This window comes from Propionivibrio soli, assembly GCF_025770765.1.
Lineage (GTDB): Bacteria > Pseudomonadota > Gammaproteobacteria > Burkholderiales > Rhodocyclaceae > Propionivibrio > Propionivibrio soli.
On the sequence record NZ_JANZKY010000001.1, the window covers coordinates 440932 to 453664 of the forward strand.

The window sequence follows — 12733 nt, forward strand, 5'->3', positions numbered from 1 at the left end:
GCGACTATGCTGACACTCTATCTGGCCTGTTAGTAACAGCACTAAAGGCTTAGTTCCAGCGAATGCATCGCACGTCCCGTGCCTTCGGGACGCCTCGCAGGACATCCGTTTGTGCTATCTCTTCCAGGCCTTTTTGGTAAGATAGCCCGACAAATTGCATAAATGACCATGTCGTTCACGCCGTTGTCATGCGCGCACGGCACTCTGGCCATACCGCGGAAGAGCGGGGGGAAGCGTGGACTTTTCGGCAATCGGCGTACCCGGCATGGTGCACGGTTAGCGGACCGCCTGCGCAAGGTGACGCAGCATTCGGACAACAACGATGAACCGCAGCATCGAGAGCGACTCGGCAGCCGCAGGCGACGCGATGTCAGAAGCCGCGGAAAGCGCGCAAGGCGGTGACATCGCAATGCCGAGTGCATGGAACGGCTCCCCGTTTCAATCCACGGCTCCCGATGCTTTTCCGCCGGAAAGCGAAGGCGATGTTGAGTCGTCCGAACTTGTCGAATCTGAGCCGAGCGCTCCCCTGCAAGCCGATACGTCCGCTCTATTCAAGCAACTGGTACACGACCACCGCGAACGCCTGTACCGCTTTGTCTTGAAAAACATCGGCAACTCAACCGAAGCCGAGGAAATTACCCAGCAAGCATTCATGGAAGCGGCGCGCTCGTACGCGACCTATCGCGGCGAATCCGCGGTGTCCACATGGATCTACGGCATCGCGATGAACCTGACACGCAACTATCTGTCGCGCTCACCGCACCGCAAATACGATTTTGTCGACGAGCAATCACTGGAGACACTCGCGTCGAACGAGGTCGATCCAGCCGACGCGCTGGCTAACCGTCAGGCGGTAGAGGCACTGCAGCGCGAACTTGCGGAGTTGCCCGACGAAATCAGAGAGGTGCTGCTCCTCGTGGCACTCGATGAGGTCTCCTACGAAGACGCCGCGGTCATGTTGTCGATTCCGGTCGGTACGGTGCGCAGTCGGGTATCGAGAGCCCGTGCCAAGCTACGCCAACGGCTGACCAGCGCGGGGATCGAGCTCGGTTTCTAGGAGCGGGACGACTTCTTTACGTTTCACACGCGGTTGAGCATCCATGGCGGCGGCCGTTCCCCTCCGGCGTGCGTCGCCGCCGTCGTTTCGCCGCTGGTCGGCTCCCCACGGTGCAGCCGCTCGGCCCACGTTTCGGCCAGATTAAGCAGGCCTTCGAGTTGATCAAGCAGATGCTGCCCAGTCGTCTCCGCCAGCGGCAACTGAAACTGCAGGCAAGGCTTGCCGTCCGGCGCAATGCAAAGGAAACCGCCACCGCTCCCCGCGCCCATGAAATTGGCGCGCAGCATGGCTGTCTGGCTCCCGTGCGGAACCGTTTGCCGTCCATCGGTGAGCGGGCACGAGAGGAGCCAGCGCTGAGCGCCGGGAACATGGGCTAGCGTTACCAGCCAGCGGCCGTCAAATGCCAGCTGGCAGCAGCCGTTACCGTCGAGCTTCAGACCCGGAACGCCGATCAAGGTACCGAGCTCATTGATTGTCGAGTCAGGACCTCCGGCAACATGCGGGGCTCCGGTCATCTAATTTCCTCCGCCCGTACCTGGCCCGCTTTCGGGCGACGTTTCCGCCTTGCAGAATACGACCACATTCGCGACGCCGTCATGCCGCTGATAACTCAGGTGATCGGCGAGCTTGCGCACAAAATGGACCCCGAGGCCGCCGATCTCTCGCTCGTCGATATCCTTTTCGGTATCCGCGGGCGGCAGACTGGTCGGATCGAACTCCGGCCCATAGTCCCGTAGCGTGACGCACACCCGGTGACCGTCATAATCAGCGTTGACCTCGATGGTCCCATCGTTGCAGTTGCGATAGGCATGCGCAACGATATTGGCAATCAGCTCGTCGAGAATGATATTCACGTAGCGGATTGTCCGTTCCTGCACGCCGGCCGTCGCCGCCCATTCCTCAACGGCATCCGCGAGTTCCGCGATCTCGGGCGCACGGCTGTTGAGCTGGCGGGAAAAAGACGATGAGGACGATGACGGGGCTGACATGGCCGTGGGATATCGACTCAGAATAGAACGCGGCTGATTGGGCGTCTTGAGTTCATCGAGTTCAGTAGACGACAAGCATAACGGAAACCATTGCACATGGCGCGGCGGTCCTCGCGAAGCCCTTTTCCCCTGCCCTTTGCCCTCACCGGCTGAGAAGAAACCTTTGTGTGGGTATCAAACGGCGTCTCTAAGTTCCCGATGCAACGATTTCTCGCACCAGGCGCGATATTTTGGAGCAAATTCCGACGGGCACGGAACCGGAAACGCCGATCCGTTACCAATTCTGACGGTATGTGCACTACGAACGAACAACATTGGGGAAACGGCGGGTCGGTAGGTACCGCGCCGGAAACGAGAGGCGAGGGACACCGAATGCATGGGAAATGCAAGGGCATCCGTGTCCGACGTTTGGTCAATCGGCCGTCCGTGCGCGACGAAGGAGGGGCGCCGGGCGTGGAGGAGCTATTCGGTTATTTCAAGCGGTTTCTGGTTTTCCTGGCCGTCTGCCTAACCTCGCTCGTGCCGGGATCGGTGCTGGCGGCTGGGGATGCCCCGCTAGTGGTCATGGTGACGCCGCGCGGCCGGACGTCAATGGAGATTGTCTTCGAAGCCGATCTGCAACGCCGGCTGGGCGGACGTGTGCGTTTCATGCTGATCGTGCCGGACGCACGCAACAAGGACGAAATGGCGGCTTTACCCGAGCGCATACGCAAGGAGAAGCCAAGCCTCATCTACACCTGGGGTACGCCGACGACGGTCGCCGTCGCCGGTACACACGACAAGCCGGTGATTGACGACATCCCGATCGTCTTCGCCGTCGTCGCCGATCCGGTCCGTGCCGGGATCGTGAAAGATTTGCGTGCGCCGAACCGCAACGTAACGGGCACTTCGCATCTGGCGCCGCTGACCGTACAGATCAACGCCATCGAATCGTTCCGGCCATTCAAGAAGCTCGGCGTTGTGTATAACGCCGGCGAACCCAATTCTCGCTTCATGCTCGATGACCTCAATGCGGTTGCCGCCCACCTCGGCTTCGAGTTGATCGCCGAAGCGGTCACGCCCGATGCCAAGGGCGCCCCCGACCCACAGAGCCTGCCCGGGCTCGTGCGCAAGGTGAAGGAACGCGGCGCGGAATGGCTGTACATCGGGCCGGACACCTTCGTCGGTTTCACGCATCGCAAGATAACCACCGATGCGGCGGCCGAGGCCGGATTGCCGTCGTTCACCGCCAACGAAAGCGCGATCCGCGACGGCAACGCATTGTTCGGCCTCTTTTCGCCGCAGGAAAACATGAGCCGCTTTGTCGCCTTCAAGGCGGCGCAGATCCTCAAAGGCGAGGTTCCGGTCGGAAGTATTCCTATTGAGACACTGCAGCGCTTCAGCGTGCTGGTGAATATGTGTACGGCAAAGGCGCTCGATGTCTATCCGCCGCTGCCGCTGCTCAACATCGCGGACGTGCGCCTTCCCGCGAGGCTCGGGCCCAGCTCGGCGCCGTGTGTGCCGCCGGGCAAGCCGGGAAGCGGGCCATGAAACTCTCCGAAGCGACCGCGTCCCCACCGGCGGAACGCGACACTGATCTGCCGCGCATCCGCGGGCTGCGCCTGGCCGCCTATGTGTGGGAAATCGCCGGGGCGTGGTTCATCATTCTCTGGCTAGCCGGCGTCGCCGCCGTGGGCGCGTTCGCTTGGAACTATCAGGAAGAAATCGACGGTCTGCGGCGCGAACGCTTGTTGCTCTTCCTCTCCGAAATCAGGGACAAGGCGGAGACCGATCTGCAACTCGGTTTCGACATCGGCGAGGACCGCGGCGTGCGCAACATGCTGGATGATCTGATCCGCAAGGACCCGTCGGTACGTTCCATCGAGATCTTCGACACGGAAGGCATCTCCCGGCATTCGACCGACCGCGGCACGACCGGGGAAACCGTCAGCCCCGAATGGCGCCATGCCGCGCAGCACTTCTCAGGGCATTACTGGACCAGCCAATCGGAAACGGATGCCACGCTCGGCGTGCCCCTGCGCGGCAGCTTCCGCGAGCCGGTCGGGCACTTGGCCATCACCTATCAGCCGGATGCGGGCGGCGAGCGCATCGAGGCATTCAAGGAAAACGCCGCCACCGTACTGATCGTTTTTCTGCTCGCCGTCTTGATCGCACCTTTTATTGCCGCCGCCGCGTATGCGCGCGAGGTGGCAGCGGCCGAGGATGCCTTCTACGCCGATGACGAGCGCCGCTCGCCAACCGTCGCCATGCTGAGCCGGATTCGCCGGCGGCTTGACGACGCGATGCACAAGGTGGGGCGGAGAGCGCGATGAACCGGTTGGTTCACGTCGAGCGACGGCTCGCCCTGTTTACGGTGGCGCTGGTGGCCGGCCTCGTCGTTTGCCTCATCGCCTTGATCGTCGGCCAGACGGCTGAGTTGCGCCGTAACGAGCAGCGTATCCGCGCCGCCGTGATCGCTGAAGCGTTGGCCGCCTCGATCGGTCGTGCACTGGCGTATGACATCCCTTTCGACCGGTTATCGGGAGTCGACAGTGTTTTCGGTACGCGCATGAGCGAGGATGGCGACATCGTGCGCATCGTGCTCACCGATGCTTCCGGAAAGGTCGTCGCCGAACGCGCGGTCCCGGAGCCGTCGTCGGTCGCCCCGATCGCCATCTCGGCAACCGTCCGGCCCACCGAGGGAGAAAGTTCTGCGGTTGGGACGGTCACGGTTTATACCGAGCCGACCACCGTTCTTGAGGCATTGGCCTTTCCGGCCGCCCTCGGAATTATCATTGTCGTCGCCACGCTGACGATCGCGCGCCGTAGCGTGAGCTATGCGCTCAAGCGCGGCGCGGAGGCCCGTGAGATTGCGCTGCACGCCATGCAGGAACGCATCGCCGCTGGCGACCTGACGACGGTCGTCAATGAAACCAGCCCACGCAGCTTCGATCTGCGCGCGTCGTGGCTGACCGCCCGTATCCGCGACTTGAATGAAAGGCGCCTGCGCCTACAGCGCCTGGTCGCCTCGCTGCTGCACACCGAGCCCGAGCTTGGGGAGAGGCAACGCCTCTCCGCGTTGCTCATCGACGCGGTCGCGGATACGCGTTTCGCTGCCATCAAGCCTGCTCGCGACCGCGTCCATCCCCTGCGCAGCGATCTCGGCTGGATCCTCTTTCTCGGTAGCACCGCCGTATGGACAGCGCTGGGCGCAAGCGGAGCAATCAACGGAATTCCCGTCTGGCATCGACCGCTGCTGCTCGCTTGCGCGGTGGCGGGATGTGCCTCCGGGCTGCCGCTCGGACGACGCCTCGCCATGGGCGCTCCACCGAAACTCGCGGCGTCGCTCGGCTTGACGATAACGATGCTTGCACCGGTATTGTTCGCGATGGCGCAGGGTGTCGACGCCTTCCGCGAACCGGGACTCTGGGTCGCGATCATCGCCCTCGGCGTCGGGTTCGGGATTTTCGTACGCGCGCTTGCGGCCTTGCCTTTCGCTCGGCAGGAACCTTCGCCGCTCACCATCGCACAGGGAGCAACGACGACGATCTCTCCGTCGCTCATGATGCGCGGCCTCTGCGTCGGCTGGCCGCTCGGCATGATCGGCGGTACGGTCCTCGGCGTCGGGTGGTCGTTCGTCGCGGCCGGACTGGTGGCGGGCGTGGCGCATATGTTCCTCGCGAGCTTGCGCATCGAGCAGACGCGAATCATTTCGACGCATTCGGGCAGCCGGCCTCTGTCGCCAGCGCACCCCGGCGGATGGCCGTTTCTAGGTTTCGCGTTTGGGTTATTCATGGCGTCGTCGGTCACCGGCGTCTTTCCCGGCCTGCGCGTGGATACGCCGGTCGAAACCGTTTTCGCCCTGTGCGGGCTGGTGCTCGGAATCGCGCTGGCATTTGCCGCCGCCGGGCGATTGACGGAAAAGGTATTTGTCGCGCTCGCAGCACTCGCCTGCGGAATGATCGCCGCCGGGTATTTCGATGCGGTCCCCTATCCCATTTGGGTGCATACCATCGCCGTTGGCGTGCTCGGTTTCGCGATTTCCGGGCATCTGATCATTGTCGGAACCCGGGAAGCGGCCGGGCTCGAGGTATTGCCCCGGGCCGGTACAGGCTGCGTCCTGGGCTGTGCGCTCTCGGCGGTCGCCTTGTATGCCGATCTGCCCATGCATTGGCTCTGGTGGGCCGGATGCGCCGCGTGGATCGGGTTGGCATGGGTATGTTTCGCCGCAAAGGAGCAACGGTAATGTTGCTGCGTACGCGACTCATCATTATCTCGACGCTGGTCCTGCTCCTGTTGCTGGCCGCTTTCAGCGGCGTGTTATGGATGCGGGATGCGCACTTCAACAGCCGGTTCAACGGCGAGGTGTTGCAGAGCCAACGTTTCGCTTGGGAAAAGATTCGCGGCGAAACGCAGGAACGGCTTGCCCTCTCGCACCAGCAACTCGTTTCCGATCCGGCGTTCGCCCGCCTCGCTCGCCATGCCGCCGACTCCACCCAATTAGCGACCCTCATCGAGGGACTGCGTGCAGGTTTTCCCGAGATACGGGTCGACGTCTTCGGCGCCGACGGCAGCGTTCTTTATTCATCGGCGGTCAACCTTTCCGAATCAGGCGGCCTGCTCGACCCGGGCGCCATCGCCGCTCTCCTCGGGGACGGCAAGGCGGTAGCCGGTCTGACGCAGCTTTCGAACAAGGAATTCCTGTTCGTACGCGCACAACCACTTGGCACTCCGGGTTCCGGTAAGCGGGCGCCGGGTGCTATCGCCGCGGTGGCCCTGGCCGTCGAGATTCTGCCGGCCCTCACGCAATTACGCGACAGTCTCTCGGGCGAAGTGGCCATCCATAACCTGCGCGGCAAACTTGTCGCCGGGACGAAACCCGCGCTGATGAACACGCTGGGGCTCGGCACCGCGGTACGCACAGAGCGGGTGACCCGACGCGAGGTCGACGGACGGACCTACCTCGTCTCGGTCCTCCCTCAGTTCAATTCCGAACAACGCCCGCTGGCCGCCCTGATCACTGCGCGCGACATCACCGATCTGGCGCGCGCCGACGCCAGTTTCAACACGCGCATTGGCACAGTGACCCTGTTCTTCGGTATTGCGCTTCTGATCCTGATGGCGCTTTACCTGCGCGCCTCGCTCGACCCACTGAACCGGGCGCTGCGCGCCCTCGACGCACTGGCTCGCGGCGACACGTCAGCGCAGGTTGTCGACGAGAGCGAGGCCGAGGTCGCCGACGAAGCGGCGCGCATCGTGCACGGCATTTCGGTACTGCGCGAGGAGGTACTGCAAGGCCACATGCTGCGTGACGAACGCCTGCGCGCCCGGCAGCAGCAGGAGCACGTGATCCGCAGCCGTCTGCGCGAGCTCGCCGAGAGCCTGGACGCGCAATCGCGCGAGGAAATCCTGCGGGAACTCGGCGCGCTGGAAGCAGAAGCGCAGCCGCCAGCCGCTCAGGCGACAACGACGGCCAACGCCGCAGACATTCCCGGCGGCGCAGAGGCAAACGACTTGGCGGCTTTGGCGGGTGTCCTTGGCCGCATGACGGGATTGATTGCCTCGCAGCAGCACCGGCTGCTCGATCTGCTGTCCGAAGTCCGCTCGGCCGCCGAGGCGAAGGCACGGCTCGCCGGCCTACAACAGGAACTGGAAGTCGCGCGCCAGATGCAGGCGGCGATTCTGCCCCGTGTCGCCCCGGCAAGCGAGCAAGTCCGCGTCGCCGCGCTGATGATTCCTGCCAAGGAAGTGGGCGGCGACTTCTACGACTACTTCTTCCTCGATTCCGAATGGCGCTACCTGGGCATTGTCGTCGCCGACGTCTCGGGCAAGGGTGTGCCCGCCGCCTTCTTCATGGCTGTTGCGCGTACGCTGCTCAAGAGCAACGCGCAATTTCTGCGCGCGCCCGCCGATTGCGTCACGCAACTCAACAACCTGTTGTGCGCCGACAACGACCAGATGATGTTCGTCACCGTGTTCTACGGCGTGCTCGATCTCGTTACCGGCCGCTTCGAATACGTGAACGCCGGTCACAATCCGCCGCTCCTGATTCCGGCGCAGGGCGAAGCCCAATACCTGCCGAAGACGAAGGCGATGGCGCTCGCGGTGATGGAGGACATTTCCTTCCCGGCCGGCGAACTGACGCTCGGTCCAGGCGATTCGCTGCTCTTTTACACCGACGGGATTACCGAGGCCACGAGCACCGACGGAGAGCTCTACGGCGAAACGCGTTTGTTGCATACGCTGCAAGCCTGCGCCGGAGCCGACATGCCGGCCCGCAACGAAGCCATCCTCTCCGACATCCGCCGCTTCGAGCGTGGAGCCATGCAAGCGGACGATATCACGTGTGTTTCCCTGGTCTATCGCCCGGCGGGCAGCGCAGCGGTGCAGGCATGAACATGGGGGTGCCAACCGATACGCGGAGCCACCTAGGGCGGCTCGCCTATCTTGCCCTCGTTCCGTCGGCTGTTCTGCTCGCGTGCTTCCTGATCACATCGCTTTTGGTCAGCCTGCGTGTGGAGGAGGCGGTCGTCAACTTGGCTGAAGTGCGCGCCCGCCTCGTTGCCGGCGAGGTGAGGCGGGCGGTCGAAGCGGGTTTGCGTTTCGGCATCCAGCTTACAGACCAGAACGGGCTTCCGCGGCAGCTGACCGAACAACTACGAGGAGACCCCGATGTTCAGGCGATCACGGTCTACTCGGACACGGCCCAACCGGTTTTCCGCGAAACTCGCCCCGCCGAAGCCGTCGAGCTCGAACCGCGCTTCGCTCGGCGCCTGCTGGACGAGAGCGCGGTCAACCCGGCCGAAGACATCGTGCGTACCTTCCGGAGCGGTGGTCAACAGCACGTCGTGATGTCGATACGCGACCCGATTGGGCGCCCGGGGGGCCTCGTCTCCGTGATGTATGCCGACCCGGCGGCGACGGCAACGTTCGCTGCCGTCATGGAACGCCTGCTTCCAGCCACCGGCGTTAGCTGGCTCGCCGGCACGGCGGTGTGCATTGCTCTCGTGGCTCTGATGTGGGGCCGCTGGGAACGGGCAAGCGCCGCCGTCATCAACCGCCTGCGCGGTACCCCGACTGCCGACGACGGCATGCAACGCATGGCCGGCCTGAAACTAGACGGTGCCGTCAAGTCCATCGAGACGGCCGAAACGGAACTCGACAGGCTGAGCCGATTCGCCGAACGCCGTCCGGATGGGCCCTCGTAATGCGGGAGAAACTTCGTATCTGGCTTGCCGCCGCCGTCGTGGTGGCCGTTGTCGGCGCGGGCCTCGCAGCTATCGTCAGCGAAGCGCGACACACCGGCAGCCCACGTGTCGTCAGCGCGTTGCAGCGTAACGCGCAGGGCATCGGACGCGTCGTCGGAATGCAGATCGAAAGGGCCGTGCAGGTTGGTATCGCCACGGACCGTCTGCCCGGTCTCGACACCTTGTTACGCGACGAACTCGCACGGCACAAAGAGCTGTCTTTTTTCGGCGTGGTGGCCGAGGACGGCCAGATTCTTACTGTTCAGATCGCCGACGATGTCGACTCGGCGGACCGGCCGGAAATCGAGCGTCTTGTTGCCGCCGCCGATGCGCAAGCGAAGCCCCCCATTGATGCCGTCTTGCTGCCGGCGGCGCGGCGCGGGAGCTACGCCGAGTTCGAGCCCAACGAGTTTTCTTATCGTGCCGAAAGTGTACCGGCCGGTCCGGGCGCGCCCGAGGTCACCGTCGTAGTCGGCTATGCGACCGACTACTTCGACGCACAGGTCCGAGCCGTCGCGGCGGATATCGGTATCGCCGTACTCATCAGCCTCATCCTGGTCCTTGAACTGTCTCAGTATGCGGCCCGGCGATGGATGCTGCGCGACCTCGTCGTGATTCACGATCTGGCGCAGGAGGTTGCCGACGGTGAGTTCAGGGCGCGCGCCGTACTGCCCGGCCGCAGCCCGTTCGAACGACTTGCCGGCGCCCTCGACGCGCGGCTCGACGGGTTGCGCATCAGTTATCGCCGGCTCGCCCAGCGAGCCACAGCGCTTGGCGGCGACCCGCAAGCGCGCCATTGGGCCGACGAGGTAGCCGCCTTCGGCAAAGAACACGCTCTCGATCACGAACCGCAGCCGATCGGTGCGCACGTTACGACGGGCCGCTTGCGGCTGGTCGTATTCCTCGTCGCCATTGCGGAGGAATTCTGCCGACCATGGTTCGCCCTTCATGCGGCAGGTATCGAGGGACCCAGCACGCTCGGGTCGTCGATTCTCGCCAGCTTGCCGCTGACGGCATTCCTGCTGACCTGGGCACTGTCGCAACTCGTCGGGCCGTTTCTGCTCCGGCGCTACGGCTTTCGCTGCTGCCTCGGCGTCTCGATCGCTCTCACCGCCGCGTCTTTGGCGGCGACAGCCGTGGCCGGGCACTGGTATTTGCTCGTCGCGCTGAGGGCGCTGAGCGGGACGGCATTTGGGCTTGTCCTGATCTATGCGCAAACGGGGCTGCTCGGACTCGATACCGGCGCCATGCGTGCCCGCAACGTCGCGCAATTTTCGGCGGCGATTGTCGCCGCAGGGATTTGCGGCCCCGTGATCGGCGGGCTTTTCGCCGATGCCTACGGCTATCGCTTCGCGTTTTTGCTTGCCGCCGTCGTTACGGCTCTCGCGTTGCTGCTCGTCGGAGGCATGCGCGTCGAACTTACCCCTGAGGACAGCAACCGGCCACGGCGCAGCGTGGCGCAGACGGCTCGCCTGGCGCTTGGCAACCTTCGTTTCCTGGCCCTCGTCCTGGTAACCGCCGTACCGACCAAGCTCGCGGCTACCGCCGTCTTGCTCATCGTCGTACCCCTCGCCGTCGCCGATCTCGGCGAGCCCGCTGCCACCGCCGGCCGCCTGCAGCTGTTGTTTTTCGTTGCCTTTCTTTTTGTCGCCGGTCCGGTGGCGCACCTCTCCGACCGGTTCGGACAGCGCAAACCGTTCGTGCTCGGCGGCGCGCTCATCGGCGGCGCTGCATGTCTGCTCGGTTACACCCTGCAAGGCGTCATCGGCTTCGCGGCCGTGTGCGGACTGCTTGGCCTGGGTCAGGCGACTGCAGGAAACTCTCAAGTGGTTCTTGTTACCCGCGTCTTTTCCAGCGGCCAGTCGGCAGCCGACCCGGAAATCGGGCTCGGGTTGTACCGGCTCATTGAACGGTTCGGCGGCGCGCTTGGTCCCGTTGTCGCGGCCCTGCTCGTCCGCTATTCGGGCCTGCAGACCTGTATTGCCGTCATCGGTACCCTCTTCGCGCTCAGCATCGTCGCTACGGCGCTCTTGCTGCGTGGCTACGACGAAACCCGAACGGCACCCAAGCCATCGATGAACTTGGCGAGCGATACGGCATGACCCCTCCGACATCCTCCGTGGCCGTGCAGTCAACTGTCGCCGGCCTGCACCTGCCGCGCCGGTTTGCGCGGTTTTCCGCTCGCCTGCTGTCACCGGCCGATGCGGCAGCCGTCTTCGACCTTCGCCGTCGCGTGTTCGCCACACTCCCGCTTGAGTTCCGGCTCAACGATCCCGCCGACCAGGATGTCGAACGTGCCGAACGGGAATGGGCCGACGAACACTTGAACCGGCCGGCGATTACGCTTGGCGTCTTCGCAGGTGCATCGCTCATTGCTTACGCCACGGTGATCCTTCCCGGGAGCGACTATCGATGCGAGATTGGCGACCGCTTGAACCTTTCATCCGACGATATGGGGAACTCAGCACACCTCGCCTCGTGCTTCATCGACAATGGCTATCGTGGGCACGGTCTGCAGTTGAAACTCGTTAAATGGCGTTTGGCGGTAGCCCGTATTTTTGAACGCCGGCTTATCGTCTCCATGACGGCAGCGGGAAACGAGTATTCGCGACGCAATCTGCTCGCCGCAGGCCTCTCGATCAAGCGCGTCGCCGAACGAACGCCCGGCCGCTTCTGGTACTACCTCGGGCTCGATCTCGCCGCCCCGCAGCAACGCGTTGTCGAATCGGTCTGGGTCCACGACTCGGAGCGCGCACGGCAGGTGGAGCTGACAGCGGCGGGTTTCGAGGGAATTGTCGAGAAGGCACGCCTTGGCTCTCACACGCAAGAATTCTTCATTCAATTCGCGCTTCTGCGGGAAATCCGAGACCCGTGCTGAATCGGTTCGTCATCGGCCCACGGGCTGATCACGCCGACGTTCTCTGAGTTCGGCCGAGAACGTGATCAAAGTGACGTACGAAGTGACGCGGGGCTTATCGCTGATTGGGCGGGTGGGCGCGAGTGCCACCCTGGGGCTGCTCTACACCTTCTCGTTCGGCGCCGCCAAGAACGACGGCGTCCCCACCGACGCCGGTCCCCCGCCCCCGCCGCCGAGCGTCGCTCACTGACGTCATGAGCTTGCCGGGCCTCGGGTTCGCCTCGGGACGGCCAAGCCATGGACGCCAAATCTATGACCTTCGTTATATATGTACTTCACCTATTGGGGATAGTAGAATCCACAGTCCCAATAGAACACAATAATTCCCCGCCATGGATGATGTTTTCTCGGCCCTCTTGGCCCGCGGCGTATCGCTTTTTGGCCAAGGGGACCGGTTGCTGCGGCTGCGTTTGGCCTCGGGGCGGGGGTTTTCCGAAGCCACGCTCTTGCCGCACCGCCTGCACGGCGAAGAAGGTCTCTCGGTCAATTATCGGTACGACCTCGAGTGCCTGTCGGCGAACGCCCACCTCGAACTCAAGACCCT

General features: G+C 63.8%; 11 protein-coding genes. 9 read left to right on the forward strand and 2 right to left on the reverse strand.

What is annotated here, in order from left to right:
* The first annotated feature begins 322 nt into the window (after positions 1 to 322).
* On the forward strand, positions 323 to 1057 hold the full coding sequence (locus tag NZ453_RS02000) for an RNA polymerase sigma factor (RefSeq protein WP_263768610.1): 735 nt from the start codon (positions 323 to 325) through the stop codon (positions 1055 to 1057).
* 23 nt (positions 1058 to 1080) lie between these two features.
* Here NZ453_RS02000 and NZ453_RS02005 read toward each other — a convergent pair whose 3' ends face one another.
* Together NZ453_RS02005 and NZ453_RS02010 are read right to left on the reverse strand one after the other, a co-directional pair.
* Positions 1081 to 1572 (reverse strand): type III secretion system chaperone, encoded by a 492-nt coding sequence (locus NZ453_RS02005; protein WP_263768611.1) that lies wholly within the window; start codon positions 1570 to 1572, stop codon positions 1081 to 1083.
* Positions 1573 to 2046, reverse strand: a complete 474-nt coding sequence (locus NZ453_RS02010; RefSeq protein ID WP_263768612.1) for an ATP-binding protein — start codon at positions 2044 to 2046, stop codon at positions 1573 to 1575.
* A 372-nt stretch (positions 2047 to 2418) separates the two neighbouring features.
* Here NZ453_RS02010 and NZ453_RS02015 point away from each other — a divergent pair, with 372 nt between their 5' ends.
* The 8 genes from NZ453_RS02015 to NZ453_RS02050 form a co-directional block, all read left to right on the forward strand.
* The gene (locus NZ453_RS02015) at positions 2419 to 3576 is read left to right on the forward strand and encodes an ABC transporter substrate-binding protein (protein ID WP_263768613.1); all 1158 of its coding nucleotides are present in this window, start codon (positions 2419 to 2421) and stop codon (positions 3574 to 3576) included.
* The gene (locus tag NZ453_RS02020; protein WP_263768614.1) at positions 3573 to 4358 is read left to right on the forward strand and encodes a hypothetical protein; all 786 of its coding nucleotides are present in this window, start codon (positions 3573 to 3575) and stop codon (positions 4356 to 4358) included. The genes NZ453_RS02015 and NZ453_RS02020 overlap by 4 nt, the downstream gene beginning before the upstream one ends.
* A complete protein-coding gene (locus tag NZ453_RS02025; protein ID WP_263768615.1) occupies positions 4355 to 6271 on the forward strand; it encodes a hypothetical protein in 1917 nt (638 codons plus the stop codon). Before NZ453_RS02020 ends, NZ453_RS02025 begins: the two co-directional genes overlap by 4 nt.
* Complete coding sequence (locus tag NZ453_RS02030; protein WP_263768616.1) at positions 6271 to 8421, forward strand: PP2C family protein-serine/threonine phosphatase; 2151 nt, start codon at positions 6271 to 6273, stop codon at positions 8419 to 8421. Before NZ453_RS02025 ends, NZ453_RS02030 begins: the two co-directional genes overlap by 1 nt.
* A gap of 2 nt (positions 8422 to 8423) precedes the next feature.
* Positions 8424 to 9233 (forward strand): hypothetical protein, encoded by an 810-nt coding sequence (locus NZ453_RS02035; RefSeq protein ID WP_263768617.1) that lies wholly within the window; start codon positions 8424 to 8426, stop codon positions 9231 to 9233.
* Positions 9233 to 11374 (forward strand): MFS transporter, encoded by a 2142-nt coding sequence (locus NZ453_RS02040; RefSeq protein ID WP_263768618.1) that lies wholly within the window; start codon positions 9233 to 9235, stop codon positions 11372 to 11374. Before NZ453_RS02035 ends, NZ453_RS02040 begins: the two co-directional genes overlap by 1 nt.
* Entirely contained in the window at positions 11371 to 12150 is a 780-nt protein-coding gene (locus tag NZ453_RS02045; protein ID WP_263768619.1) for a hypothetical protein, read from the forward strand. Before NZ453_RS02040 ends, NZ453_RS02045 begins: the two co-directional genes overlap by 4 nt.
* Before the next feature lie 371 nt (positions 12151 to 12521).
* On the forward strand, positions 12522 to 12733 hold a 212-nt coding region (locus NZ453_RS02050), incomplete at its 3' end, for a hypothetical protein (RefSeq protein WP_263768620.1).

Bases quoted from the DNA above. Each gene is read 5' to 3' on its own strand.
- NZ453_RS02010 (WP_263768612.1), bottom strand. From the start codon at position 2,046: ATGTCAGCCCCGTCATCGTCCTCATCGTCTTTTTCCCGCCAGCTCAAC.
- NZ453_RS02035 (WP_263768617.1), top strand. From the start codon at position 8,424: ATGGGGGTGCCAACCGATACGCGGAGCCACCTAGGGCGGCTCGCCTAT.
- NZ453_RS02015 (WP_263768613.1), top strand. From the start codon at position 2,419: ATGCATGGGAAATGCAAGGGCATCCGTGTCCGACGTTTGGTCAATCGG.
- NZ453_RS02020 (WP_263768614.1), top strand. From the start codon at position 3,573: ATGAAACTCTCCGAAGCGACCGCGTCCCCACCGGCGGAACGCGACACT.
- NZ453_RS02045 (WP_263768619.1), top strand. From the start codon at position 11,371: ATGACCCCTCCGACATCCTCCGTGGCCGTGCAGTCAACTGTCGCCGGC.
- NZ453_RS02025 (WP_263768615.1), top strand. From the start codon at position 4,355: ATGAACCGGTTGGTTCACGTCGAGCGACGGCTCGCCCTGTTTACGGTG.
- NZ453_RS02040 (WP_263768618.1), top strand. From the start codon at position 9,233: ATGCGGGAGAAACTTCGTATCTGGCTTGCCGCCGCCGTCGTGGTGGCC.
- NZ453_RS02000 (WP_263768610.1), top strand. From the start codon at position 323: ATGAACCGCAGCATCGAGAGCGACTCGGCAGCCGCAGGCGACGCGATG.
- NZ453_RS02030 (WP_263768616.1), top strand. From the start codon at position 6,271: ATGTTGCTGCGTACGCGACTCATCATTATCTCGACGCTGGTCCTGCTC.
- NZ453_RS02005 (WP_263768611.1), bottom strand. From the start codon at position 1,572: ATGACCGGAGCCCCGCATGTTGCCGGAGGTCCTGACTCGACAATCAAT.